Raw genomic sequence first — 23,384 nt, 5'->3', positions numbered from 1 at the left:
CGCGACGACGGAGAAGAAGACACCGTGAATTCTGCCGACCGCCTCACCGACCCCATCCGCGTGGAGAAGGGCCAGGCCAGCGAGGAAGAGCTGGCCGCCCTGACCGCCGTACTCCTGGCCCGCGCCGCCCATCAGCCGGCCGCAGCCCCGGTCGGCCCGCGCGCCACCGCCGCCCGCTGGCGCCGCCTGGAGCGGCAGAACGGCTTCCACGGCGCCACCAGCTGGCAGCGCTGAGCCGCTGACCGACGTCGAAAGGTCCCGTACCCGGGCGGGTGCGGGACCTTTCGACGTCCGTGGGCGCCCTAGCCGCCCGACGGTGGCACAGGGTGCCGTCGGCGGCCGGATCAAGGCGTAGGTTCGCCCCAACCCGTGGGCGAACAGCTGTTCAACGGAAGATCCCCGTGCTGGCATGCGCTGGTCATCCTCTCCTGGTTCCCGGACGACGGGCCCTAGGACGACCGGAAGGAAATGCCCATGCTCAGCACCCTCAGTGCTGGTGTCGCGGTCGCATCGTTGCTCCTCGCCGGATCGGCATCCCCCACATCGGCACGGATCGGTGACGAACCGCCGACCGGAAAGATCACCATCACCGTCGCCACCGTCAACGGCTCGGGCTGCCGGCCCGGCAGCGCGGCAGTGGCCATCGCGCCCGACAACACCGCGTTCACCGTCACCTACAGCGAATACCTCGCCCAGGCGGGGGCCGGAAGCAGACCCACCGACTCCCGCAAGAACTGTCAGATCGCGCTGAACGTCCATGTGCCGCAAGGCTTCACCTACGCGATCGCCAAAGCCGACTACCGCGGCTACGCATCGCTGGCCACCGGCGCCAAGGGCCTGGAACAGGCGAGTTACTACTTCCAGGGCCAGACGGAGACGGCCCGCAAGAGCCACACCTTCACCGGTCCCTACGACACCAACTGGCAGGCGTCGGACGAGACCGATGTGGAGTCGCTGGTCTACGCGCCATGCGGCGAGGAGCGCTACTTCAACATCAACACCGAGCTGCGGGTCGACGCCAAGGCCGCGGACCCCAGGGCCACGAGCTACATGGCCATGGACTCCACGGACGGCAGCATCAACACGCTGTACCACTTCGCCTGGAAGGAATGTCCCGAACGGCGCTGAGCGGGCGGCTGAGCTGATGGACCGCTGAGAGAGGGGCCCGCACGCTTCATGCGTGCGGGCCCTGCCGCGATCCCGGCCGCACGGGGGAGGGTGGCTACGGACGACTACCGGCCGTGTTCGCCATGCTCTGCTCGCCCGCGCCGTGTTCAGCCTTCGCGGAGTTTCCTCCGGTGTGTGCTGCGGCGGCGGCGTCGGAGGACATGCGGGGAGGCACGCGAGGGAGGGGGACGGGCGGGCTTGCGGCGGGGTGCGCCTGGCGACTGAGCGGCGGATCGGGGGCTCCGTGGCGGGGAGCGGGGCTCGGTGGTGGGACCGGGGACTCAGGGGCGGCAGCGGCTCCGTGCCGGCTTGCGACGGAACGTGCCCGGCGGCTCCTTGGCGCGCGCAGCAGCTCTGTGGCGGACGCCCGGCGGCTCCGCAGGGGGAGTGGCCGGCGGCTCCGTAACCGCCTGCGGTACGTGTCCGGCGACTCCGTGGCGCCCCCAGCAGCTCCGTGGCGGACGCCGACGGCTCCGTGGTGGGCGTGCCAGGCGCGCCTGCGCCCCTACGGGAGGTGGGCGCCGGGTCCGTACGGGGTGGCGGTCCCCCCACCGGGGGGCTACCCACGGCGGTCGCGCGCCAAGCGGCCCCGCCCCCGCCCGTGCCGTGCCCACGCCAACGGCCACGCCCGCGCCCAAGCCGTGCCCCCGCCCGCGCGCATGACGAAGGCCCCCGCACCGGACCGGCGTGGGGGCCTTTCGTCGTGAAGCGACACGTACGGGCACGGGGAGCCCGTACATGGGCTAGCGCAGGCGGGCCATCAAGGCGTGCTCGACGAGCGTGATGAGCGCGCTCTTGGCCTCGCTGCGGTGCCGGGCGTCGGTGATGATGATCGGCGCGTCAGGACCGATCTGCAGCGCCTCACGCACCTCGTCCGGCGTGTACGGCTGGTGACCGTCGAAGCCGTTGAGGGCGATGACGAACGGCAGGCCGCTGTTCTCGAAGTAGTCGACGGCCGGGAAGCAGTCGGCGAGCCGGCGGGTGTCCACCAGCACGACGGCGCCGATCGCACCGCGCACGAGGTCGTCCCACATGAACCAGAAGCGGTCCTGACCGGGCGTACCGAAGAGGTACAGGATCAGGTCCTGGTCCAGGGTGATACGTCCGAAGTCCATCGCCACGGTCGTCGTGGTCTTGTCCGGCGCGTGCGTGAGGTCGTCGATGCCCGCCGAGGCGGAGGTCATCACGGCTTCGGTGCGCAGCGGGTTGATCTCTGAGACGGCCCCGACGAACGTGGTCTTGCCCACGCCGAAGCCGCCCGCCACCACGATTTTCGCGGAGGTGGTGGAGCGGGCTGCACCGCTAGAGCTTGCGAAGTCCACTGAGCACCCTTTCGAGCAGTGTCACATCTGGCTGTCCGCCGGCGGACTCGTCCCCGCCGGGCTGGTGGATGGCGACGAGTCCGGCCTCTGCCAGGTCGGCGACGAGGATCCGGGCGACGCCGAGGGGGATGGAGAGGAGAGCGGAGATCTCGGCAACTGACTTGATCTCGCGGCAGAGGTGGCAGATGCGCTGGTGCTCCGGCAGTTGCCCCTGCAGCTTGGAGGGGTCGGCGGTCGTGCTGACCAGCGCCTCGATGGCGAGCTGGTAGCGCGGCCTGGTCCGGCCTCCGGTCATGGCGTACGGCCGCACGAGCGGGTTGTGCGCGCCCCCGGTGGGGGCGGACGGCTCGGGCTGGCGCCGCTGGGGCTGCACCGGCTGGATGCGGGGCGGCTGCGGCTGGTCGTACACCGGCGGCTCGTACGGCTGGGAGCCGTAGGGCCGGGGCTGCTGTTGCTGCTGCGGATGCGGCGACTGGGGCCGCTGCGGCCGGCGGCTCGGCGCAGACGGGAAGTTGAAGCGGTTGTTATGGGTCTCGCCCTGGGGCTCGGACTGCTGTCCGGAACCGTACGGGTATCCGCTCGGGGGCGTTGCCACGTCTCCTCCTCCAACTTGCCTGTCTGACGCCGGTCGCGCCACCGCACCCTATGGCGCGGTGGCGGGAAACGCACTGCCTGTCTGCTAGTTGAGCAGGCTGCCCTGCAGTTCGGCCCGCAGGTCCGGCGTGAGAACACTGCCTGCGCGGTCGACCAGCAGGGCCATCTCGTAACCCACGAGACCGATGTCGCACTCGGGGTGTGCGAGAACGGCCAGCGAGGAGCCGTCGGAGACGGACATGATGAAGAGGAAACCGCGTTCCATCTCCACCACGGTCTGGTTGACGCTCCCGCCCTCGAAGATGCGGGAAGCGCCGGCCGTCAGCGAGGTGAGGCCGGAGGCCACCGCCGCCAACTGATCGGCTCTGTCACGAGGGAAGCCCTCGGACATGGCGAGGAGGAGACCGTCCGCGGAGACCACGACCGTGTGGGACACCCCAGGGGTGTTGTCCACGAAGTTGGTGATCAACCAGTTCAGATTCTGCGCCGCCTGGCTCATCGGGCTCACACTAACGCTCCTGATCGTAGGTGCTGCCGGGGCCGAAGCCCTGCTGGTCATTCTGGGGGGCTCCGGAGGTATCGGAACCGGCGCTGCGTCCCTGCTGGACACCGCGGCGGAGATTGCTCAGCCTGCCGCGGACGTCCTCCGGGGCGCGGGAGACCTGGGGGCCACCCTGCGGGGTCTGCTCCGCTGCGCCCTCGACCAGGTTGGCCTTGGGCACCCGCCGGGGGAGGCCGGAAGAAGTGATTCCGCCCGCCGCCGGCTCACGCAGCCGCTCCGCGCGCTCCCAGCGCTCGTCGTTGGACGTGCGCCATGCGGAGCCGTCCTGGCCGTTCTCCGGCGTGCTCCGCTGTTGCGGGGGCGCCGCCGGCTCCTCGTGCTGCTGCCACTCCTGCTGAGCCTGCGGCGAGCCGCCTCCGCGGCGCGGAAGGCCGGCGTCGGTCCGCGAGCGGGAGTCACTCGTGAAGGGGCCCGGACGCTCGAATGTTACGCGCTCGGACGCATCTGCGGGAGCCGCAGTTGCATTCCGGTCAGATTCCGCTTCGGTCCCGAAGTAGCTGTTGTACGCGGGGCGTTCGGACCAGTCGTCCTGGCGGGCGGAATCGTGCGAGACGTACGGCTGCTGGCCAGTTGTCTCCGAGATGCCCGGCTGCTGGAAGGCATCGGCACCGAAGGACCGATCGTCGTAGAGCGGTTGATCGGCTTCCGCATATGCCTGGTCGGGGTAGTCCTGGTAGCCACCGAAGGACTGCCGGTCGCCCGGGAAGGGCGGGCGCTCGGCCTGCTGCTCGCCGCCTGCCTGCGCTTCCAGTGCCGCACGGCGCTCCTCACGGAACAGCGAGCGGCCCACCGGGTCCAGGTCCGCGGCGTCCGCTGACTGGCCGTAGCCGTGGTCGTCGAAGCCCAGCTCCGCGGCGGTGCGGGGGCTGCTCTCGTACGCCGTCTGCTGATGCTCGGGCACGATCCGCGACACCGTGAAGTCGTCGTCGTACTGCTCCTCGCCGCCACCACCATGGGTGATCGCCTCGGGCAGCATGACGAGCGAGGTGGTGCCCGCCTGCTCGCCGGAGGGGCGCAGCTGCACCCGGATGCCGTGCCGGTCGGCCAGCCGGCCGACCACGAACAGGCCCATGCGCTGGGAGATCGCGGCGTCCACGCTCGGCGGATTGGCCAGCTTGTGGTTGATGTCCGCGAAGTCCTCGGGAGTGAGCCCGATGCCCTTGTCATGGATCTCGATCATCACGCGGCCGTCCGGCAGCCGCGTCGCGGCGACCCGCACCTTCGTCTGCGGGGAGGAGAACGTGGTGGCGTTCTCCAGCAGCTCGGAGAGCAGGTGCACGAGGTCGGTCACGGCGGTGCCGTGGATCTCGCTCTCGGGGACGCCGGTGAGTTCTATTCGCTCGTACGACTCCACCTCGGAGGTCGCCGCCCGCAGGACGTCGATCAGCGGCACCGGCTGGTTCCAGCGGCGGCCGGGCTCCTCGCCCGCGAGGATCAGGAGGTTCTCGCCGTTGCGCCGCATACGCGTGGCGAGGTGGTCCATCTTGAAGAGGTTCTCCAGCTGATCCGGATCCGCCTCGTTGTTCTCCAGGTCGGTGATCAGCGTCAGCTGGCGCTCGATGAGGCCCTGGTTGCGCTGCGAGAGGTTGGTGAAGATCGCGTTGACGTTGCCCCGCAGCAGCGCCTGCTCGGCGGCGAGCCGGACGGCCTCGCGGTGCACCTGGTCGAAGGCGCGGGCGACCTCGCCGATCTCGTCCGTGGTGGAGATGTCGATCGGCTGGACCCGCGTGTCCACCCGGCCCGGGTCGGTACGCGAGAGCTGGTCGACCAACATCGGCAGCCGCTGCTCGGCGATACCGAAGGCGGCGTTGCGCAGCTGGCGCATGTTGCGGCTCATCCGGCGGGCCATCATGCCGGCCACGAGGAAGGCGATGATCAGCGCCGCCAGCACGATGCCGGAGTCGGTGAAGGTGGACCGCCTGGCGTCGGCGGAGATGTGCGCCGCCTCGTTCACGGCCTTGTCCGCCAGGTCGCTCTCGATCGACCGGTACATGTCGAACTTGGCCGTCGCAGCAGCAAACCAGGTCTCGGAGGTGACGCCCTTGAGGCCCAGTCGCTCGGGTGCGGCGCCGGAGGCGATCGCGGTGGACATGGAGTCGATGGACGGCGGGGTGCGGAACGGCTGGCCCGCGGCTCGCGCCTGCTCCTTGGCCCGGGCGACCTTCTGCTGCGCCGACTTCTTCAGCGCGGCCGCGTCCTGGTTCAGCCGCGCCACATCCTCGGGCGTACCACCGGAGGTGTACTCGCCGATGGCGATGCCCTCCAGGTAGCGGTACGACGCGAACGCGGTCAGCTGGAGCTTGTGCTCCCGGCCGCCCTGCGGGGCCGCCGGGTCGATCAGGAGGTGGGAGCCGATGGCCCGCTGCAGCGACACGGCGGCCTTGGCCAGCGAGACGGCGTAGACGGTGCGGCCGTACGACGTGATGTTGCCGGTGCCCAGACCGAGTTCGTTCGCAAACTCCATCAGCGGGTGCTGGATCTGGACGTAACCCTCTTCGGTCTGCGCGCCGCGCAGCTTCGAGGTGTACGCGGCCTTGCGCAGACCCTCCAGCTTGGGCTCGGCCTTCTCGAACGCCGCGAGGCGGCGCTTGAGGCCCTCCTTGTCCGGCATCGCCGTGACGGCCTTGCGGAACGCGTCCGCGGCGTCGTCGGTGGTGTTGCGCGCCTCCTCGACGACCGGGTCGTTCCGCTGGCCCTTCAAAAGGGGCTCGGCGGTGCGGTCACGCTCGTCGATCAGGGCGTTGCCGTAGGAGAGGGCGGCCCGCACGAGCTTCGCGGTGTCCTCCGCGTCCTTCGCGTCCTGCCAGGTGGCGAAGGAGCTGTTCACCCGGAGGCCGCCGAATACCAGCGCGACCAGGACGGGGATCAGCAGGATTGCGTTCAGGCGGGTGGCGACCCGCCAGTTGCCGGGGGACCATTTCCCACCACTGACCGGAGGCGTCGCGACCGTATCCTCGGGCGCGTCGAAAGCCGGTACGCCACCTCGCGGCGGCGGGGTGAAGTTGCCCCGCCGCGGTTCCTGCGGCTCGGGGCTCGACTTGCTTCGCCTCACTCGACCAACAACCTCTCGGCGCCGGCACCTGACCTGCTGTGCCGTTTCTTCTGAGCGTTACTACTCCGGAGTTCAGCGAATTTCAGCACGTCAGGGCGGTGCCCTCCAAACACTGGCTAAAGCTGGGGAGGGCACGGAAATGCGCGAGATAAAAGGGGCGTTAAGGGCGAGCCCCGCCAAAAGCCAAGCGAAATGTGCGCACAGCGAAGCCAGGCATGCGCGAGGGGTGTCGAAAGCGCCCTGATTCACTGTCGAAACGTTATGAACGCCTTCCGCGGGCGTGTCGAAGGACACAGATCCACTCGCGGCAAAGGGGAACCGGCCCGGGGCGGGGGAACGCGCCCGCCCGGAGCCGAGGGCCCGACGGCCCGCGCCGTGGCGCAGCGGGCCGTCGTCGGCGACTACTTCAGGCGGGCCATCAGGGCGTGCTCGACGAGCGTGATGAGCGCGCTCTTGGCCTCGCTGCGGTGCCGGGCGTCGGTGGTGATGATCGGTGTCCCGGGGCCGATCTGCAGTGCCTCGCGGACCTCCTCCGGCGTGTGGGGCTGGTGCCCCTCGAAGCCGTTGAGCGCGACCACGAAGGGCAGGCCGCTGTTCTCGAAGTAGTCGACGGCCGGGAAGCAGTCGGCGAGCCGGCGGGTGTCCACCAGCACGACGGCGCCGATCGCACCACGGACCAGGTCGTCCCACATGAACCAGAAGCGGTCCTGACCGGGCGTACCGAAGAGGTACAGGATCAGGTCCTGGTCCAGGGTGATACGTCCGAAGTCCATCGCCACGGTCGTCGTGGTCTTGTCCTGGACGTGGCTGAGGTCGTCGACACCCGCCGACGCGGAAGTCATCACGGCTTCCGTGCGCAGGGGGTTGATTTCCGAGACCGCACCGACGAACGTGGTCTTGCCCACGCCGAAGCCGCCCGCCACCACGATCTTGGCGGAGGTCGTCGCGCGGCCCTGGGAGCCGCCGTCAGAGCTTGCGAAGTCCACTGAGCACCCTCTCCAGCAAGGTCACGTCCGGCGTGCCACCGGCCTCGCCGCTGCCGCCGGGCTGATGGATCGCCACCATCCCGGCCTCTGCCAGGTCCGCCACGAGAATCCGTGCCACACCCAGCGGTATGTGCAGCAGCGCCGAGACCTCCGCCACCGACTTGACCTCACGGCACAGGTGGCAGATGCGCTGGTGCTCGGGCAGCAGCCCGGGCAGCTGGGAGGGGTCGGCGGTCGTGCTGACCAGCGCCTCTATGGCGAGCTGGTAGCGCGGCCTGGTCCGGCCTCCGGTCATGGCGTACGGACGCACCAGCGGCTGATCACCTTCGCTCCCGTACGGCGCCTGGCTGTAGGCGCCGTACGGGCCGGAAGTGGCAGGTGGCGGGGTCATTGATCCTCCGGGCGGGACAACGGATGTTGTCGGGTTGGGCCGGTGGGGGGTGCGGCGTAGTGGGCGGTGGGCGGTGTGCGGCGAGACGCTGGGGACCGCCTCAGTGCAGCAGGCTGCCCTGCAGTTCGGCCCGCAGATCGGGCGTCAGGACGGTGCCTGCGCGGTCGACCAGCAGGGCCATCTCGTAACCGACGAGGCCGATGTCGCACTCGGGGTGTGCGAGAACGGCCAGCGAGGAGCCGTCGGAGACGGACATGATGAAGAGGAAACCGCGTTCCATCTCCACCACGGTCTGGTTGACGCTCCCGCCCTCGAAGATGCGGGAAGCGCCGGCCGTCAGCGAGGTGAGGCCGGAGGCCACCGCCGCCAACTGGTCGGCCCTGTCACGAGGGAAGCCCTCGGACATCGCGAGGAGCAGCCCGTCCGCGGAGACCACCACCGTGTGGGACACCCCAGGGGTGTTGTCCACGAAGTTGGTGATCAACCAGTTCAGATTCTGCGCCGCCTGGCTCATCGGACTCAACTAACGCTCCTGCTGGTGAGTGGGGTCGACAATGTGGTGATTGCCGGTGGAGGAAGTCCCTCCGGCCTGCCGGCCCTGCTGGATGCCCCGACGGAGATTGGTCAGCCGCCCGCGCACGTCACTGGGCGCACGCGAGACCTGCGGACCGGTCTGGGTGGACTGCTGCTGTTGCGCGGTGCCCGCGACGAGATTCGCGCGCGGGACACGCCGGGGCAGTCCGGAGGTGGTGACTCCGCCCGCGGCGGGCTGACGGACCTGCTCCGCCTGCCGCCATCGCTCATCGTTCGGCGAGGTACGCCACTGCGGCGTGCTCTCGGCCGCGCCGCCGCCGGCCATCGCACCGTTGCGGGCGCCGTTGGCCGGAGCGCCGGTGCGCCCGGTGTCGTCGCGCCCGGCGTTGTCCTGCGCGGACCCGCGGCGCGGCAGACGCGGCGTCGCGGCCTCGTCGCTCTGCTGCGGCGGCACACCGGCCGCGGCAGCTGCCGGGTGGCTGAACCAGTTCGACTCGATGGTGTCGAAGATCGGCGTACGGCCGTCACCGGGGCCCGCGTCCCCGCTGCCGAGCACGTCGGGGGCCGGCGCACCGCTGTCCTGACGCGACGGGTACTGACCGGTGCCCCTGGAGTCCTCGCCGTACGCACCGCGCGCGGCGTCCTGCTGAGGGAACCGGCCGGTGTCGTACTGGCCGGTGTCGCTGTCGGGCTGCGGGAACTGCCCGGTGTCGTACTGGCCGGTGTCGCTGTCGACCTGCCGGAACTGCCCGGTCTCGTACTGCCCGGTGTCGCTGTCGGGCTGCGGGGACCGGTCGGTGTCGTACTGGCCGGTGTCCGCGGACCCGCTGCCCGCACCGCGGCCGTAGCCGCCGGTGCCGGACTGCTCGCGTCCACCCTGGGGGCCGTCCGCGCCGGGCGGCGGGCCGTCGAAGTCGGGGCGGGCGAACGCCGCGGTGTCGCCGGGGCCGCCGGCGGGGGCGGGCCGGTCGAAGCTGCCGGAGGTCTCCGGGTCCTCGTGACCACGCGGCCGGTCCTGGGCGTCGCGCGGGGCCAGCGGCCAGTCGTCGGCGGCGCCGCGCTCGCGGCGCGCACCCCAGCTCGTGGTGCCCTGCTGGTTGCCCGGATCGCTCTGGTCGCCGGAACCGCCGGCCGGACCGGAACCGCCGGTCAGCTCCGCCGCGGGTCCCCGCGGCGGCAGCTGCGGCCGGTCCTCACGCCGGGGCGCGCCGGTGGGCGGCGCCACGGTCGGGGACTGCGCGTTCTCGGCGCCACGGGTGGGAAGAGAGGGACGGCCGTCGCCGCCGCCGGGGCGCCCGGCGGGCGGACGGGAGCCGCCGCCCTGCGCCGGAGCGCCGGGGGCCTGGCCGCGTCCTGCCGGTGCCTGGGCACCGAAGGCGTTGGGCGCGCCGCCACCGGGGCCGCCTCGACCTGGCAGCGCGGGGCGCCCGCCGGGGCCGGGGCCCGCACCGACCTGACCGCGCGGCTGGAGGCCGGCGAGTCGGCTGGAGGGTGCGCCACCGACGTCGGACGAACTGCTCTTGGCGCTGCTGGGTGCCGGCTTCTTGCCGCCCTGGGCGACATCGACCGGAAGCATGACCAGCGCGGTGGTGCCGCCGGAGTCGGAGGGGCGCAGCTGGATACGGATGCCGTGACGCAGCGACAGCCGGCCGACCACGAACAGACCCATCCGCCGCGACACCGAGACATCCACGGTGGGCGGGCTTGCGAGCCGCTCGTTGATCGCCGAAAGGTCCTCGGGCGACAGCCCGATACCGGTGTCGTGGATCTCGACCAGCACCCGCCCGTCGGGCAGCGCGTGGCCGGTCACCTTGACCTTGGTCTGCGGCGAGGAGAACGACGTGGCGTTCTCCAGCAGCTCGGCGAGGAGGTGCACGAGGTCGTTGACGACCCGGCCGGCGACCTCGGTCTGCGGTACGGCGTTCAGCTCGATCCGCTCGTACTGCTCCACCTCGGAGGCGGCGGCACGCAGGACGTCGACCAGCGGAACCGGCCGCGTCCACCGGCGCCCGGGCTCCTCACCCGCGAGGACGAGGAGGTTCTCACCGTTCCGGCGCATACGCGTGGCGAGGTGGTCGAGCTTGAAGAGGGAGGACAGCTGGTCCGGGTCGGCCTCGCGGGACTCCAGCTCGGAGATCAGCGACAGCTGGCGCTGGATCAGGCCCTGGCTGCGGCGCGAGAGGTTGGTGAACATCGCGTTGACGTTGCCCCGCAGCAGCGCCTGCTCGGACGCCAGCCGGACGGCCTCGCGGTGGACGTCGTCGAACGCCGCGGCCACCCGTCCGATCTCGTCCCGGCTGTGCACACCGACGGACTCGACGGAGGTGTCCACGTCCTGCGGGTCGGCGTCGGAGAGCTGCTTGACCAGCTCGGGCAGCCGGTCCTGGGCGACCTTCTGCGCGGTGTCCTGCAGCCGGCGCAGCGAGCGGACCATGGACCGGGCCACGACGAAGGCGCCGACCAGCGAGACACCGAGGACGAGCAGGATCAGCGCACCGTTGAGGATGGCGTCCTGCGTGGCGTCGTTGCGCAGCTCGCGGGACTTCTGCTCCATCTCGGACAGCAGCGTCGTCTCGATGCGCGACATCTCGTCGATCTTGACGGTGTCGGAGTCGTACCAGTCGAGGTACTTGTACTCCTGGCTGCGGATGCCGCTGCCGCTTGCGAAGGCGCGGTGCGCGAACGCGACCGCGGCCTTGATCTCGTCGTTGTTGCCGTCCAGGCCGCGGGTGAGCGCGCCGGCGTTGTTGGTGTAGATCTGCGAGAAGCGGTCCCGGGCGGCCTTCTCGTTCTCCTCCGCGGTGTGGCCGGCGACCCGGTCGTTGGCGGAGAGCTCGGGGCCGCCCTTGTGGGCGAGTCCGGCGCTGACCATGGCCCGCTGGATCGACGCGTACTCCTTGGCGGACGAGAACGCCGCCAGCGCACGGGTACTGCGGATCATCTCGGGGCTGCTGGTCGCCTGCGCCATGTCCTGGGAGAGCGACAGCAGCGAGGTGATCAGCTGGTTGTAGCTGTTGACCGTCCGCGCGGTGTTGTCGTCGTCCTCGTAGGCGTTGCTGCGGATCTCGTTGAGGGTGTTGAGCTGGCGACCGATCTCCAGGACGGTGGCCCGGACACCGGCCATCGTGGCGTCCTCGCCCTGGATGTCGCCGGTGGCCTGGTTGAACGAGATCTTGGCGCGGTCGGTCGCCTCACGCGGGGCGACGACGTTCGCGTCGTCCTTGGTGTTGCCGCTGCCGGCCAGCGGACCGGCCGACTTGTCCCGCTCCACCTGGAGTGCGTCGGCGAGCTCGGTCGCCTGCCGCGTCATCTCGGTGAGCAGCTGCATCTTGTCGAGCTGGTCGATGTTCTCCAGCGAACTGGTGATGCGCATGCCGCCGAGGGTGGTGGCGGCGACGACAGGGAGCGCCAGCAGGGAGACCAGGCGGGTGCTGATGCGCCAATTGCGTAGCGCCATGCGGTTGCCCGGCCCACTGCCCTTGGGCAGCTTGGGCGTCGGGCTCTCCGTGGAGCCGTCGCCCGGCGCCTGGCTGTTGCGGCCGGACGGCACGTTGCTGCCGCCCACCGGCTTGTTGCCCTGGGCGCGCTGGGGCGAGGAGGCGCGGTCGGTCCCGCCGCGCAGCTCCGGGTCCGCCGCAGCGCTGCCATCCCTCTTGAAACGTCCCTGCACTAGCGTCGCAACCTCTGGACCAGGCGTCCCTCCGCGTGAACGGCGGGACGGTGTCGAGTCGTAGGGGACCGCTAAGTCCCCCATGGCGGTCGTGAGTGACCGGCGGGCTGCCCTCTCTGGCCGAGAGAGCGGCACCACCGCGCGGCGTTGTTCTCAACGCCCTGCGCGCCGGCTGAAACGTGCGGCGGTCCGTGGAATTCCAGCACAGTGCAGGATCTCCAACAAGAGCGGAGCCAATGGCTGTGACATGGGTGACGCAATGTACGGAACGTGTGACGACACGTAGAGGATTGCGCCCCAGATAACGGACTTTTGCCCGCGAGTCGTTCCCCCACGGGCCCTGTCCCAGGTGCGGTGATCGGGAGCGGAACGTGCGCTTCAATACGCCAATGTCCCTTTCGCCCATGGTTGTTGATCATGGGAAATGCGGCATTTGTCACACACTTCGTGAGCAAACTCACAGGGAGATCATCGAGATTCGCAGCGTGTCACGGGGAATAGCGCGCTTAGCCTGACGCTTTACACAGTTGCCTGAAACGACAAGGCGACACCGCTTTGCCTTCCCGAAGCGGTCCGGCCCCATCTCACCAACGCGAGGCGTGACGCAGTGAAGACCACGATGATGTTCCGCAACATAGCCAACCCGCGGCGCACCACCCTGGCCCACCTCAAGGACGCCGACGAGCTCGGCACCGAGGCCCTCCAGGCGCCGGAACACGGTCTCGAACTGCCTGCCCAGACCGCCAACCCCCGCCGCACCGTCCTGATGGACGCGCCCGAGCAGAGCGCCCCGGCCTCGTAACGCGGCGGACCGGCCGCGCCCCCGCGATAGCCTGGAGTGTCAACTCCGGCCAATGATCAATGAGGGGCAGCGGCAACCCGTGCGCATCGCCAGATTCTCCATCGACGGCAACGTCGGCTTCGGCGTCGTCGAAGGCGACGAACTCGACGTCATCAAGGGGCATCCCTTCGCGGAATTCGAGCGCTCGGGCCAGAAGGTCCCCCTCGACAAGGTCCGCCTCCTGCCGCCGGTACTGCCCAACAAGGTCGTGGCGATCGGGCGCAACTACGCCGACCACGCCGCCGAGCTGGGCAACACCGTCCCGGACGCGCCGGTCACCTTCTTCAAGCCCTCCACCTCGGTGGTCGGCCCCGGCGACCCCGTCGCGTACCCCTCCTTCTCCCAGGAGGTGCACCACGAAGCGGAGCTCGCGGTCGTCATCGGCCGCATGTGCCGCGAGGTGCCGCGCGAGCGCGTCAAGGACGTCATCCTCGGCTACACCTGCGCCAACGACATCACCGCGCGGGACGTCCAGCAGCGGGAGAAGCAGTGGGCGCGGGCCAAGGGCTTCGACAGCTCCTGCCCGCTCGGCCCCTGGGTCGAGACCGGCCTGGACCTCTCCGACATCAGCGGCGGCCTCGCCGTCCAGTGCACCGTCAACGGCGAACAGCGCCAGCTCGGCCGCACCAGCGAGATGGTCCGCCCCGTCGAGGACCTCATCGTCCACATCACCGAGGCGATGACGCTGCTCCCCGGCGACGTCGTCCTCACGGGCACCCCGGCCGGGGTCGGCCCGCTCAACGTCGGCGACGAGGTCGCCGTCACCATCGAAGGCATCGGCACTCTCACCAACAAGGTGATCAAGCGTGGCTAACGCGACCCCCGGCTCCCCCGTCCGCGTACGTTTCTGTCCCTCCCCGACCGGCAACCCCCACGTGGGCCTGGTCCGCACCGCCCTGTTCAACTGGGCCTTCGCCCGGCACCACCAGGGCACCCTCGTCTTCCGTATCGAGGACACCGACGCGGCCCGCGACTCCGAGGAGTCCTACGGCCAGCTGCTGGACGCCATGCGCTGGCTGGGCTTCGACTGGGACGAGGGACCGGAGGTAGGCGGCCCGCACGCCCCCTACCGCCAGTCGCAGCGGATGGACCTCTACAAGGACATCGCCGACAAGCTCCTCACCGCCGGGCACGCCTACCGCTGCTACTGCACCACCGAGGAGCTGGACGCCCGCCGCGACGCCGCCCGCAAGGCCGGCAAGCCCTCCGGCTACGACGGCAAGTGCCGCGTGGTGACCACCGAGCAGAAGGCCGCCTACGAGGCCGAGGGCCGCACCTCGATCGTCCGCTTCCGGATGCCGGACGAGCCGATCACCTTCACCGACCTGGTCCGCGGCGAGCTGACCTTCACCCCGGAGAACGTCCCGGACTACGGCATCGTCCGTGCCAACGGCGCGCCGCTCTACACGCTCGTCAACCCTGTCGACGACGCGCTGATGGAGATCACCCACGTCCTGCGCGGCGAGGACCTGCTCTCCTCCACCCCCCGGCAGATCGCCCTCTACAAGGCGCTGATCGAGCTGGGTGTGGCCAAGGAGACCCCCGCCTTCGGCCACCTCCCCTACGTCATGGGCGAGGGCAACAAGAAGCTCTCCAAGCGCGACCCGCAGGCGTCCCTCAACCTCTACCGCGAGCGCGGGTTCCTCCCCGCGGGACTGCTCAACTACCTCTCCCTGCTGGGCTGGTCGCTGTCCGAGGACCGCGACATCTTCACCATGGACGAGATGGTCGCGGCCTTCGACATCGAGGCCGTCAACGCCAACCCGGCGCGCTTCGACCTCAAGAAGTGCGAGGCCATCAACGGCACGCACCTGCGCATGCTGGACGTCAAGGACTTCATCGCCGCCTGCGAGCCCTGGCTGCAGGCCCCGCACGCCCCCTGGGCGCCGGAGAAGTTCGACCGCGCCCGGTTCGAGGCCATCGCCCCGCACGCGCAGACCCGCCTGACGGTCCTCTCCGACATCACCCCCAATGTCGACTTCCTCTTCCTCGACACCCCGGTGGAGGACGAGGCGTCCTGGAGCAAGGCGATGAAGGAGGGCTCCGACGCCCTGCTGAGGACGGCCCGCGAGAAGCTCGAGGGCGCGGACTGGTCCAGCCCCGAGTCCCTCAAGGAGGCCGTCCTGGCCGCCGGTGAGGAGCACGGCCTCAAGCTCGGTAAGGCGCAGGCCCCGGTCCGGGTCGCCGTCACCGGCCGCACGGTCGGCCTGCCGCTCTTCGAGTCCCTGGAGATCCTGGGCAAGGAGCGCACCCTGGCCCGTATCGACGCGGCGCTGGCCAAGCTGACCGCCTGAGGTTCCGACGCCCGCAGGGGGCGACCGCCGATCCGGCGGTCGCCCCCTCGGCCGTTCCCCGGCCGGGGCGATCACCGGAAAAACACGCGGCGCGTGCGAAGCCCGAACGTCACAATGGGCAGGACATCCTGAGGAGACCGCCATGCCCGTCCACGCCGTCCTGTGGGACGTCGACGACACCCTCTTCGACTACACCGGCTCCGACCGCGCCGGCGCCCTGCGGCACTTCCATGCTGAGGGCCTGCTGGAGACCTACGGCGGCGCGGAGTCGGCCCTGGAGCGGTGGCGCGCGGCCATGGAGAGCGAGTTCGGCCGCTTCCTGGCCGGGGAGGTCGGTTTCCTCGACCACCGCCGTGGCCGCGCCCGGACGTTCCTGGGCGCCCCGCTCTCCGACGCCGAAGCGGACGCCTGGTTCGGCCGCTACGTCGCCCGGTACGAAGCGGCCTGGACCCTCTTCCCGGACGCCGGACCGGTCCTGGAAACGCTCGCCCCACTGGTCCGCCAGGCCGTGCTCTCCAACTCCTCGACGGCCAACCAGGAGCGCAAGCTGACCACCCTGGGCATCCGCGCCCGCTTCGAAGCCGTGCTGTGCGCCGACACCCTGGGACACGCCAAACCGGCGCCCGAGGCCTTCCTGGTGGCCTGCGAGACGCTCCGCCTGGCACCCGCCGAGGTCGTCTACGTCGGCGACAAGCTCGACATCGACGCGCTCGGCGCCCGGGACGCCGGTCTGGCCGCCGTGTGGCTGGACCGCGCGGGCACCGGCGCTGACCTGCCCGACGGTGTGCGCCGCATCGCGAGTCTGGCGGAACTGCCCGACCTGCTGCGCGGGCTTATCGGTTTTGGTGCGCCGTCTCCCATCGGGTAATGTTCTTCCTGCGCCGCCCGAGAGGGCCGAAAGGCCCGGCCGGACAGCGTAAACCAAACAAACCCCCGCTCGGGGGTTGAGTTTTGGTGGGCTATGGTGTAATTGGCAGCACGACGGTTTCTGGTTCCGTTAGTCTAGGTTCGAGTCCTGGTAGCCCAGCAAGAAGTCTTCTTCGCAAGCGCGGAAGTTTTCTTGATCGCAGTATCAGGCCCCCGTTGTGTAGCGGCCTAGCACGCCGCCCTCTCAAGGCGGTAGCGCCGGTTCGAATCCGGTCGGGGGTACAGATCCTTTCTCTCCGTTTCCTTCGGGTCGCTCCCGGATGCAACGACGCAAGGATCGCTAGGGCCCCCGTTGTGTAGCGGCCTAGCACGCCGCCCTCTCAAGGCGGTAGCGCCGGTTCGAATCCGGTCGGGGGTACTGGTCTAAACCACCATGGGCTATGGTGTAATTGGCAGCACGACGGTTTCTGGTTCCGTTAGTCTAGGTTCGAGTCCTGGTAGCCCAGCGCAGAGTGTCCTCAGGGCACGACTCAACTGCAAGAAAACAGGCCCCCGTTGTGTAGCGGCCTAGCACGCCGCCCTCTCAAGGCGGTAGCGCCGGTTCGAATCCGGTCGGGGGTACGTGAACGGCAAGGCCCTCGCTTCGGCGGGGGCCTTTGTCATTCGCGGCGGCCCTTCCCGAGCGTTCGGCTCACAGCCCGTAGCGGCGGGTGGCCAGTTCCTCCTGGGCCAGCCTGCGCAGGCTGAGCAGCACCGGCTCGTAGAGCACCGCCGCGGCGACGGCCGCCTCGACCTGCTCGACCTCCTCCGGCAGTGCTTCGAGGACATCGAGATCGTGGCCCGCCACCTCCTCCATCTTCCGTGCGTACGGGGTGAGTTCGGCGACACCGGTGACGTACCCCAGTTGCTGCAGGCTCGCCATCGCGGTGACCAGGGTGCGGTAGGCGGGGGAGAGCGGGCCGATCTCCAGGGCGTTGTCCCAGCCGAGTTCGCCCAGCAGGTGCCGGGCCTCCTCGTCCGCCTGTGTCGTCGCCGGATCCTCGGGGTCGGCCTCCGGGGGCTGCGGCAGCGCCCACAGGGCCGCGCCGAGCCGGATGGTGCGGCTCAGGCTCTCGTCGTCGACGGCCGCGAGGACCTCACGGGCGGCCGCCACCGGGACCTTGCCGACCTGGGTCAGGGCGCGCACCAGCCGTAGCCGGCGCAGATGGGACTCGTCGTACTCGGCCTGCGTCGCGGTGATCCGCCGTCCCTGCGGCAGGAGTTGCTCGCGCAGGTAGTACTTGATCGTGGCGGTGGGGATACCGCTGCGTGCGCTGAGTTCGGAAAGTCGCATCCCTTGTCCTCCTGCTGGGAGAGTGTCACTATCCAACCACCGGATAGCTCCACTATCCAATAAGCCAGGGAGTCGTCATGCGCAGCAGGACCCAACCCGGCCGGAGCACGGCGGCCGCACGCGGCGATGTCGTGGTCTTTCACATCGGGATGCGGATCAACCACTTCTGGGCGGTGCACCGATGGCTGCCCGTCTTCCTCGCCATGCCGCGGATGCTGCGGGAATTGTCGCGCGACCCCTCCGCGGGGCTGCTCGGCCACCAGCTGCTGTCCGGGTCGCCCAGGACCTACTACGTCGTCCAGTACTGGGAGTCCAAGGAGAAGTTGCTCGCCTACGCCGCGGCGCCGGACAAGCTGCACCGGCCCGCCTGGGCCAAGTTCAACCGCCACGCCCGCGACAGCAAGCAGCACGTGGGCATCTGGCACGAGACCTATGTGGTGCCCGAGGGGTCCTACGAGTCGATCTACGGCGACATGCCGCCCCACGGACTGGGCAAGGCCCATGGCGTCGTCCCGCTGCGGGACGGGGTACAGGCCGCCGACCGGCTGGCCGCCTGAGCGGACGCGCCCGGGCCCTGTCGAGCCGGCCCGTGGGGGCCGGCCGGACAGGGCCCGGCCGTGGGTTCAGCTGCTGCGGCGCAGTCCCTCGGAGAGGCGCGCAGCGGCGTCGATGACCGCCTGGGCGTGCATCCGGCCCGGGTGGCGGGTCAGCCGCTCGATCGGGCCGGAGACCGACACGGAGGCCACCACGCGGTTCGAGGGGCCCCGTACGGGCGCGGAGACCGACGCGACGCCCGGTTCGCGCTCGCCGATCGACTGGGCCCAGCCGCGGCGCCGTACGCCCGAGAGCGCCGTGGCCGTGAAGCGCGCGCCCTGCAGGCCGCGGTGCAGCCGCTCGGGCTCCTCCCAGGCCATCAGGATCTGCGCGGCGGAGCCCGCCTTCATCGGGAGCGTGGAGCCGACCGGAACGGTGTCCCGCAGTCCGGACAGCCGTTCCGCCGCTGCCACGCAAATACGCATGTCGCCCTGCCGGCGATAGAGCTGGGCGCTCTCGCCCGTCACATCGCGCAGGTGGGTGAGCACCGGTCCGGCCGTCGCCAGCAGGCGGTCCTCGCCTGCTGCCGCCGCGAGCTCGGAGAGCCGCGGACCGAGGATGAACCGGCCCTGCATGTCCCTCGCCACCATCCGGTGGTGTTCCAGAGCCACGGCCAGTCTGTGTGCCGTGGGTCGTGCAAGCCCGGTCGCCGCGACCAGCCCGGCGAGGGTGGCCGGACCGGACTCCAGAGCGCTCAATACCAGAGCTGCCTTGTCGAGAACGCCGACGCCGCTAGAGTTGTCCATGCAACGATACTCGCGTCTCACAGTGTGAAACGCAAGTTCAATTTTCCGGGGAAGTCGTCAATCTGTAGGTGTGGCCCTCGACCAGGGCCCGGCGTAAGGCCCGGCAAGGGGTTGCGGGCAGCACGCGCACAGTCGAGTTAGGCCGGCAATGCGGCCGGCCGGAGGGAAAGCGATGGGACGGACACTCGCGGAGAAGGTCTGGGACGACCATGTCGTCCGGCGCGCGGAAGGCGAGCCCGACCTCCTCTTCATCGATCTCCACCTGCTGCACGAGGTCACCAGCCCGCAGGCGTTCGACGGCCTGCGCAAGGCCGGTCGCCAGGTGCGCCGCACGGACCTCACCATCGCCACCGAGGACCACAACACCCCCACCCTCGACATCGACAAGCCGATCGCCGACCCGGTCTCGCGTACCCAGCTGGAGACGCTGCGCAAGAACTGCGCGGAATTCGGCGTCCGGCTGCACCCGCTCGGCGACGTCGAGCAGGGTGTTGTCCACGTCGTGGGACCGCAGTTGGGACTGACCCAGCCCGGCACCACCGTGGTCTGCGGTGACAGCCACACCTCCACCCACGGCGCCTTCGGTGCCCTGGCGTTCGGTATCGGCACCAGCCAGGTCGAGCACGTCCTGGCCACCCAGACGCTGCCGCTGGCCCCCTTCAAGACCATGGCCATCACCGTCGACGGTGAGCTGCCCGACGGCGTGACGGCCAAGGACCTGATCCTGGCGATCATCGCGAAGATCGGCACCGGCGGCGGCCAGGGATACGTCCTGGAATACCGCGGCTCGGCCATCGAGAAACTGTCGATGGAAGCCCGGATGACCATCTGCAACATGTCGATCGAGGCGGGCGCCCGGGCCGGCATGATCGCCCCCGACCGGACCACCTTCGACTACCTGCAGGGGCGCGACCACGCTCCCAAGGATGCGGACTGGGACGCGGCGGTCTCGTACTGGGAGACGCTGCGCAGCGACGACGACGCGGTCTTCGACGCCGAGGTCGTCATCGACGCCTCCGCGCTGGCGCCGTTCGTCACCTGGGGCACCAACCCCGGCCAGGGTGCGCCGCTTTCGGCGAACGTCCCCGACCCGGCTTCGTACGAGGACGCCTCGGAGCGCTACGCCGCTGAAAAGGCCCTGGAATACATGGGGTTGACGGCGGGTCAGCCGCTGCGCGAGATCAAGGTGGACACCGTCTTCGTAGGTTCGTGCACCAACGGCCGCATCGAGGACCTGCGCGCCGCCGCTGAGATCCTGCAGGGCCGTTCGGTCGCCGAGGGAATGCGGATGCTGGTCGTTCCCGGCTCGGTCCGGGTCTCCCTCCAGGCCGTGGCCGAGGGCCTGGACAAGGTCTTCACCGCGGCCGGGGCCGAATGGCGGCACGCGGGCTGCTCGATGTGCCTGGGTATGAACCCCGACCAGCTGGCCCCCGGTGAGCGCGCCGCGTCCACCTCCAACCGCAACTTCGAGGGCCGGCAGGGCAAGGGCGGGCGTACACACCTGGTCTCGCCGCAGGTCGCCGCCGCAACGGCGGTTCTCGGCCATCTGGCCTCACCGGCCGACCTGTCCGACGCCGACGTCTCTGTGCCCGCGGGAGTCTGAGAACCATGGAAGCTTTCACCACCCACACCGGCCGGGCCGTCCCGCTGCGCCGCAGCAACGTGGACACCGACCAGATCATTCCCGCGCACTGGCTGAAGAAGGTCACCCGCGACGGTTTCGAGGACGGGCTGTTCGAGGCCTGGCGCAAGGACCCCGGGTTCGTCCTCAACCAGGAGCAGTACAAGGGCGCCACGGTGCTGGTCGCCGGCCCCGACTTCGGTACCGGCTCCTCGCGTGAGCACGCCGTCTGGGCCCTGCAGAACTACGGCTTCAAGGCCGTCATCTCCTCGCGCTTCGCGGACATCTTCCGGGGTAACTCCCTCAAGAACGGGCTGCTGACGGTGGTCCTGCCGCAGGAGACCGTCGACACGCTGCAGAAGCTGCTGGAGGCCGACCCGACCGCCGAGGTGACGGTGGACCTGGTCGACCGGCAGGTGCGCGCCGAGGGCGTCAGCGCCGACTTCGAGTTGGACGCGAACGCCCGCTGGCGGCTGCTGGAGGGGCTGGACGACATCAGCCTCACCCTTCGGGAGGAGTCGTCCATCGTGGAGTACGAGGCGAACAGGCCGTCGTTCAAGCCGCGTACGGTAGAGGTCTGACCTCGGGTTTTTGGCTCAAAGCGTTATTGCGTACGATGCGCCCCCTGTGCAGTTGGCAGGGGGCGCATCCGCTTGTGGAGGCGGCTGTTGAGGCCCCGTGAAGCGACAACTCGCCGCAGATGGCACAATTAGCGCATGGAACGCGACGACCAACTCGAGCTCTACGGTGACGTCGCCGACCGCCTCAAGGTCGCACACGCAAGAGTGCGGACACTGCAAGTCCCGGAGGGCGTACGGATGGCGCTGACCCGGAAGCTGCTCGTCATCACGGCCGCGGCTAAACACGATCTTGCGGACGCGGCAAGGCGTCTGGAGTGGTTCATGGCAGACCTCGACGAAGGTCGTTATCCCGAAGATGTGCGCCCCGACGGAAGTCCGTGAAGGTCGAGTTCGTTGCGGCACAAGGGTGATTAGCCCGTTTCGTGTTTGATTTGCGGTATATATCTGCCTAACGTGCGAAAAAGCTTGGACACTTTCGTTCCAGCAATGTCTCCGAAGGGGAAGACGTGAACAAGGCGCAGCTCGTAGAAGCCATTGCCGACAAGCTCGGCGGCCGTCAGAACGCCGCGGACGCCGTGGACGCGGTTCTGGACGCAATCGTTCGTTCCGTTGTCTCCGGCGACCGCGTTTCGGTCACCGGATTCGGCTCGTTCGAGAAGGTCGACCGTCCGGCCCGCTACGCCCGCAACCCGCAGACGGGTGAGCGCGTCCGGGTCAAGAAGACCTCGGTGCCGCGTTTCCGCGCCGGACAGGGCTTCAAGGACCTGGTCAGCGGCTCGAAGAAGCTCCCCAAGAACGACGTGGCCGTCAAGAAGGCCCCCAAGGGCAGCCTCTCGGGTGGAACTTCCACCCGTACGACGGTCAAGAAGGCCGCGGCCAAGAAGGCCACCGCCAAGAAGGCCGCCACGAAGAAGGCGACCACGGCGAAGAAGACCACCGCCACCGCGAAGAAGGCGACGGCGAAGAAGGCCCCCGCCAAGAAGACCACGGCGAAGAAGGCCACGGCGAAGAAGACCACCGCCAAGAAGGCGACCCCGGCCAAGAAGGCCACGGCCACGAAGAAGGCCACCGCCAAGAAGACCGCCCCCGCCAAGAAGGCGACGGCGAAGAAGGCCCCCGCCAAGAAGACCACGGCGCGCAAGACCACCGCCAAGAAGACCACCGCCCGCAAGCGGTAATGCGGCAGCGGCGACGCCACGCGTCGGGCCGGTCTCCCTTCGGGGAGCCCGGCCCGCGGTGCGTTCGGGGGCCGGGCGGGGCCCGTGGCGGGCCCGGCGTCTAGGCTTTGGCCCATGCAGGCCACCGCGTACACCTACGACTCCGAGACCCACTCCGGCAGCGTGCTGCTGGACGACGGGACCCCGCTGCCCTTCGACGCGGCGGCCTTCGACGCCGGCGGCCTGCGGCTGCTCCGGCCCGGCCAGCGGGTCCGTATCGACGTCGCGGGCGAAGGGGACGGACGACGCGTCGTCCTCGTCACGCTCCAGACGTTCTGAGCCGCGACGGCGGCTGCCCGTCGGCCACGGCCGTGCCGTCCGCCCCGGTGGCCGCCCCGCCCCCCAGCTGCGAGGTCTGACGCGCGGTGTGGGGGCCCACGCCCAGCGCCAGTGCGGCGCGCAGATCCTCGCCGGTGTCCACGTCCCGACGGACCGACGGCACCCCCGCCGCGACGATCTCCCGCGCCCCGGATGCGAGGTGACGTGCCCGGGATGGCCCTCCGAATGCCGGTTCCAATTCCTTCCCGGAAGTCGCGGTCAGAAGCGTTGTTCCGATATTCGCGGCATCTGCGAGAAATGCGCGCGGAAATAGCGCGGCGGAATGGAGCACCAGTTCCAGCTCGGCGGGGCGCAACGCGGGCAGATCGGCGTTCAGGGCGGCCACGGCGGCGCCGGGCCGACGCGCCCGTACGGCGGCGGCGCCGTGTGCCAGCGCGGCGTTGAGGCCCCGGGCCGGGGTGTCGGGCAGGACGCGCGCCCCCAGGGCCGCGAGCCGCTCACCGGCCAGCGGATCGTCCGTGACAACCGCCACATCGCGGACGTCCGTGCAGGCCAGCGCCGCGGTGACGGTGTCCAGGGCGAAGGCGAGCGCCAGCCGGGGCCGAAACTCCTCCCCGGTGGCCCGGGAGAGCCTGCTCTTGGCTCGCACCAGCGGTTTCAACGGCACCACCAGACTCCAGCCCACATCCGCTCCGTCTCTTCGCATCGGCATCATTCTGACCCGCTGCCGCCG

General features: G+C 70.0%; 23 protein-coding genes and 5 tRNA genes. 17 read left to right on the top strand and 11 right to left on the bottom strand.

The window, feature by feature from the left end; genetic code table 11:
• Nucleotides 1–24: 24 nt before the first annotated feature.
• Nucleotides 25–234: an acyl-CoA carboxylase epsilon subunit gene (locus ACGFZW_RS26465; protein ID WP_393895708.1), complete on the top strand. Its 210-nt coding sequence runs from the start codon at nucleotides 25–27 to the stop codon at nucleotides 232–234.
• A gap of 240 nt (nucleotides 235–474) precedes the next feature.
• On the top strand, nucleotides 475–1,128 hold the full coding sequence (locus ACGFZW_RS26460; RefSeq protein WP_393895707.1) for a DUF4360 domain-containing protein: 654 nt from the start codon (nucleotides 475–477) through the stop codon (nucleotides 1,126–1,128).
• Between the two features lie 782 nt (nucleotides 1,129–1,910).
• Here the strand turns inward: ACGFZW_RS26460 and ACGFZW_RS26455 are convergent.
• The 8 genes from ACGFZW_RS26455 to ACGFZW_RS26420 form a co-directional block, all read right to left on the bottom strand.
• Entirely contained in the window at nucleotides 1,911–2,489 is a 579-nt protein-coding gene (locus tag ACGFZW_RS26455) for an ATP/GTP-binding protein (RefSeq protein ID WP_073760799.1), read from the bottom strand.
• Nucleotides 2,470–3,084: a DUF742 domain-containing protein gene (locus ACGFZW_RS26450; protein WP_393895706.1), complete on the bottom strand. Its 615-nt coding sequence runs from the start codon at nucleotides 3,082–3,084 to the stop codon at nucleotides 2,470–2,472. The genes ACGFZW_RS26455 and ACGFZW_RS26450 overlap by 20 nt, the downstream gene beginning before the upstream one ends.
• An 84-nt stretch (nucleotides 3,085–3,168) precedes the next feature.
• Nucleotides 3,169–3,582 (bottom strand): roadblock/LC7 domain-containing protein, encoded by a 414-nt coding sequence (locus tag ACGFZW_RS26445; RefSeq protein ID WP_098749732.1) that lies wholly within the window; start codon nucleotides 3,580–3,582, stop codon nucleotides 3,169–3,171.
• Between the two features lie 10 nt (nucleotides 3,583–3,592).
• Nucleotides 3,593–6,697 carry a nitrate- and nitrite sensing domain-containing protein gene (locus ACGFZW_RS26440; protein ID WP_393895705.1) on the bottom strand — a complete coding sequence of 1,035 codons (3,105 nt, stop codon included), beginning with the start codon at nucleotides 6,695–6,697 and terminating at the stop codon, nucleotides 3,593–3,595.
• Nucleotides 6,698–7,098: 401 nt separating this feature from the next.
• Nucleotides 7,099–7,683 carry an ATP/GTP-binding protein gene (locus ACGFZW_RS26435; RefSeq protein ID WP_393895704.1) on the bottom strand — a complete coding sequence of 195 codons (585 nt, stop codon included), beginning with the start codon at nucleotides 7,681–7,683 and terminating at the stop codon, nucleotides 7,099–7,101.
• Nucleotides 7,664–8,074, bottom strand: a complete 411-nt coding sequence (locus tag ACGFZW_RS26430; protein ID WP_030087818.1) for a DUF742 domain-containing protein — start codon at nucleotides 8,072–8,074, stop codon at nucleotides 7,664–7,666. The genes ACGFZW_RS26435 and ACGFZW_RS26430 overlap by 20 nt, the downstream gene beginning before the upstream one ends.
• A gap of 100 nt (nucleotides 8,075–8,174) precedes the next feature.
• Nucleotides 8,175–8,588 carry a roadblock/LC7 domain-containing protein gene (locus ACGFZW_RS26425; protein WP_249636908.1) on the bottom strand — a complete coding sequence of 138 codons (414 nt, stop codon included), beginning with the start codon at nucleotides 8,586–8,588 and terminating at the stop codon, nucleotides 8,175–8,177.
• Nucleotides 8,589–8,597: 9 nt separating this feature from the next.
• Nucleotides 8,598–12,278, bottom strand: coding sequence for a nitrate- and nitrite sensing domain-containing protein (locus ACGFZW_RS26420; protein WP_393895703.1), 3,681 nt, complete (start codon nucleotides 12,276–12,278; stop codon nucleotides 8,598–8,600).
• 607 nt (nucleotides 12,279–12,885) lie between these two features.
• Here ACGFZW_RS26420 and ACGFZW_RS26415 point away from each other — a divergent pair.
• The 9 genes from ACGFZW_RS26415 (at nucleotide 12,886) to ACGFZW_RS26375 (ending at nucleotide 16,901) form a co-directional block, all read left to right on the top strand.
• Nucleotides 12,886–13,080, top strand: a complete 195-nt coding sequence (locus ACGFZW_RS26415; RefSeq protein ID WP_393895702.1) for a hypothetical protein — start codon at nucleotides 12,886–12,888, stop codon at nucleotides 13,078–13,080.
• Nucleotides 13,081–13,159: 79 nt separating this feature from the next.
• The gene (locus ACGFZW_RS26410) at nucleotides 13,160–13,933 is read left to right on the top strand and encodes a fumarylacetoacetate hydrolase family protein (protein WP_393895701.1); all 774 of its coding nucleotides are present in this window, start codon (nucleotides 13,160–13,162) and stop codon (nucleotides 13,931–13,933) included.
• Entirely contained in the window at nucleotides 13,926–15,413 is a 1,488-nt protein-coding gene (gltX, locus tag ACGFZW_RS26405; RefSeq protein ID WP_393895700.1) for a glutamate--tRNA ligase, read from the top strand. Before ACGFZW_RS26410 ends, gltX begins: the two co-directional genes overlap by 8 nt.
• Before the next feature lie 142 nt (nucleotides 15,414–15,555).
• The gene (locus tag ACGFZW_RS26400) at nucleotides 15,556–16,281 is read left to right on the top strand and encodes an HAD family hydrolase (RefSeq protein WP_393895699.1); all 726 of its coding nucleotides are present in this window, start codon (nucleotides 15,556–15,558) and stop codon (nucleotides 16,279–16,281) included.
• An 87-nt stretch (nucleotides 16,282–16,368) separates the two neighbouring features.
• A tRNA-Gln gene (locus ACGFZW_RS26395) sits at nucleotides 16,369–16,440 on the top strand.
• A 49-nt stretch (nucleotides 16,441–16,489) separates the two neighbouring features.
• A tRNA-Glu gene (locus ACGFZW_RS26390) sits at nucleotides 16,490–16,562 on the top strand.
• Between the two features lie 63 nt (nucleotides 16,563–16,625).
• Nucleotides 16,626–16,698, top strand: a tRNA-Glu gene (locus tag ACGFZW_RS26385).
• Between the two features lie 16 nt (nucleotides 16,699–16,714).
• Nucleotides 16,715–16,786, top strand: a tRNA-Gln gene (locus ACGFZW_RS26380).
• 42 nt (nucleotides 16,787–16,828) lie between these two features.
• Nucleotides 16,829–16,901 (top strand) — tRNA-Glu (locus ACGFZW_RS26375).
• Nucleotides 16,902–16,971: 70 nt separating this feature from the next.
• Here ACGFZW_RS26375 and ACGFZW_RS26370 read toward each other — a convergent pair.
• On the bottom strand, nucleotides 16,972–17,613 hold the full coding sequence (locus ACGFZW_RS26370) for a MerR family transcriptional regulator (protein ID WP_393895698.1): 642 nt from the start codon (nucleotides 17,611–17,613) through the stop codon (nucleotides 16,972–16,974).
• A 77-nt stretch (nucleotides 17,614–17,690) separates the two neighbouring features.
• Between ACGFZW_RS26370 and ACGFZW_RS26365 the strand changes: the two genes are divergently transcribed.
• Nucleotides 17,691–18,170: a DUF4188 domain-containing protein gene (locus ACGFZW_RS26365; protein ID WP_393895697.1), complete on the top strand. Its 480-nt coding sequence runs from the start codon at nucleotides 17,691–17,693 to the stop codon at nucleotides 18,168–18,170.
• 66 nt (nucleotides 18,171–18,236) lie between these two features.
• Here the strand turns inward: ACGFZW_RS26365 and ndgR are convergent, their stop codons facing one another.
• A complete protein-coding gene (ndgR, locus tag ACGFZW_RS26360; protein ID WP_393895696.1) occupies nucleotides 18,237–18,953 on the bottom strand; it encodes an IclR family transcriptional regulator NdgR in 717 nt (238 codons plus the stop codon).
• 172 nt (nucleotides 18,954–19,125) lie between these two features.
• Between ndgR and leuC the strand changes: the two genes are divergently transcribed.
• The 5 genes from leuC to ACGFZW_RS26335 all read left to right on the top strand — a co-directional run bounded on the left by leuC (nucleotide 19,126) and on the right by ACGFZW_RS26335 (nucleotide 22,651).
• Nucleotides 19,126–20,556: a 3-isopropylmalate dehydratase large subunit gene (gene leuC / locus ACGFZW_RS26355; protein ID WP_393895695.1), complete on the top strand. Its 1,431-nt coding sequence runs from the start codon at nucleotides 19,126–19,128 to the stop codon at nucleotides 20,554–20,556.
• Between the two features lie 5 nt (nucleotides 20,557–20,561).
• On the top strand, nucleotides 20,562–21,155 hold the full coding sequence (gene leuD / locus ACGFZW_RS26350; protein WP_393895694.1) for a 3-isopropylmalate dehydratase small subunit: 594 nt from the start codon (nucleotides 20,562–20,564) through the stop codon (nucleotides 21,153–21,155).
• Nucleotides 21,156–21,290: 135 nt separating this feature from the next.
• A complete protein-coding gene (locus tag ACGFZW_RS26345; protein ID WP_393895693.1) occupies nucleotides 21,291–21,536 on the top strand; it encodes a hypothetical protein in 246 nt (81 codons plus the stop codon).
• A 125-nt stretch (nucleotides 21,537–21,661) separates the two neighbouring features.
• The gene (locus ACGFZW_RS26340) at nucleotides 21,662–22,333 is read left to right on the top strand and encodes an HU family DNA-binding protein (protein WP_393895692.1); all 672 of its coding nucleotides are present in this window, start codon (nucleotides 21,662–21,664) and stop codon (nucleotides 22,331–22,333) included.
• Between the two features lie 114 nt (nucleotides 22,334–22,447).
• Nucleotides 22,448–22,651, top strand: coding sequence for a hypothetical protein (locus tag ACGFZW_RS26335; protein WP_393895691.1), 204 nt, complete (start codon nucleotides 22,448–22,450; stop codon nucleotides 22,649–22,651).
• On the opposite strand, the gene cofC is transcribed toward ACGFZW_RS26335, so the two are convergent.
• Nucleotides 22,632–23,357: a 2-phospho-L-lactate guanylyltransferase gene (cofC, locus tag ACGFZW_RS26330; RefSeq protein ID WP_393895690.1), complete on the bottom strand. Its 726-nt coding sequence runs from the start codon at nucleotides 23,355–23,357 to the stop codon at nucleotides 22,632–22,634. The genes ACGFZW_RS26335 and cofC overlap by 20 nt on opposite strands.
• Nucleotides 23,358–23,384: the final 27 nt, after the last annotated feature.

The sequence above is a fragment of the Streptomyces sp. NPDC048248 genome (assembly GCF_043201875.1).
GTDB lineage: Bacteria > Actinomycetota > Actinomycetes > Streptomycetales > Streptomycetaceae > Streptomyces.
This window is presented reverse-complemented; position numbering and strand designations above follow the sequence as displayed.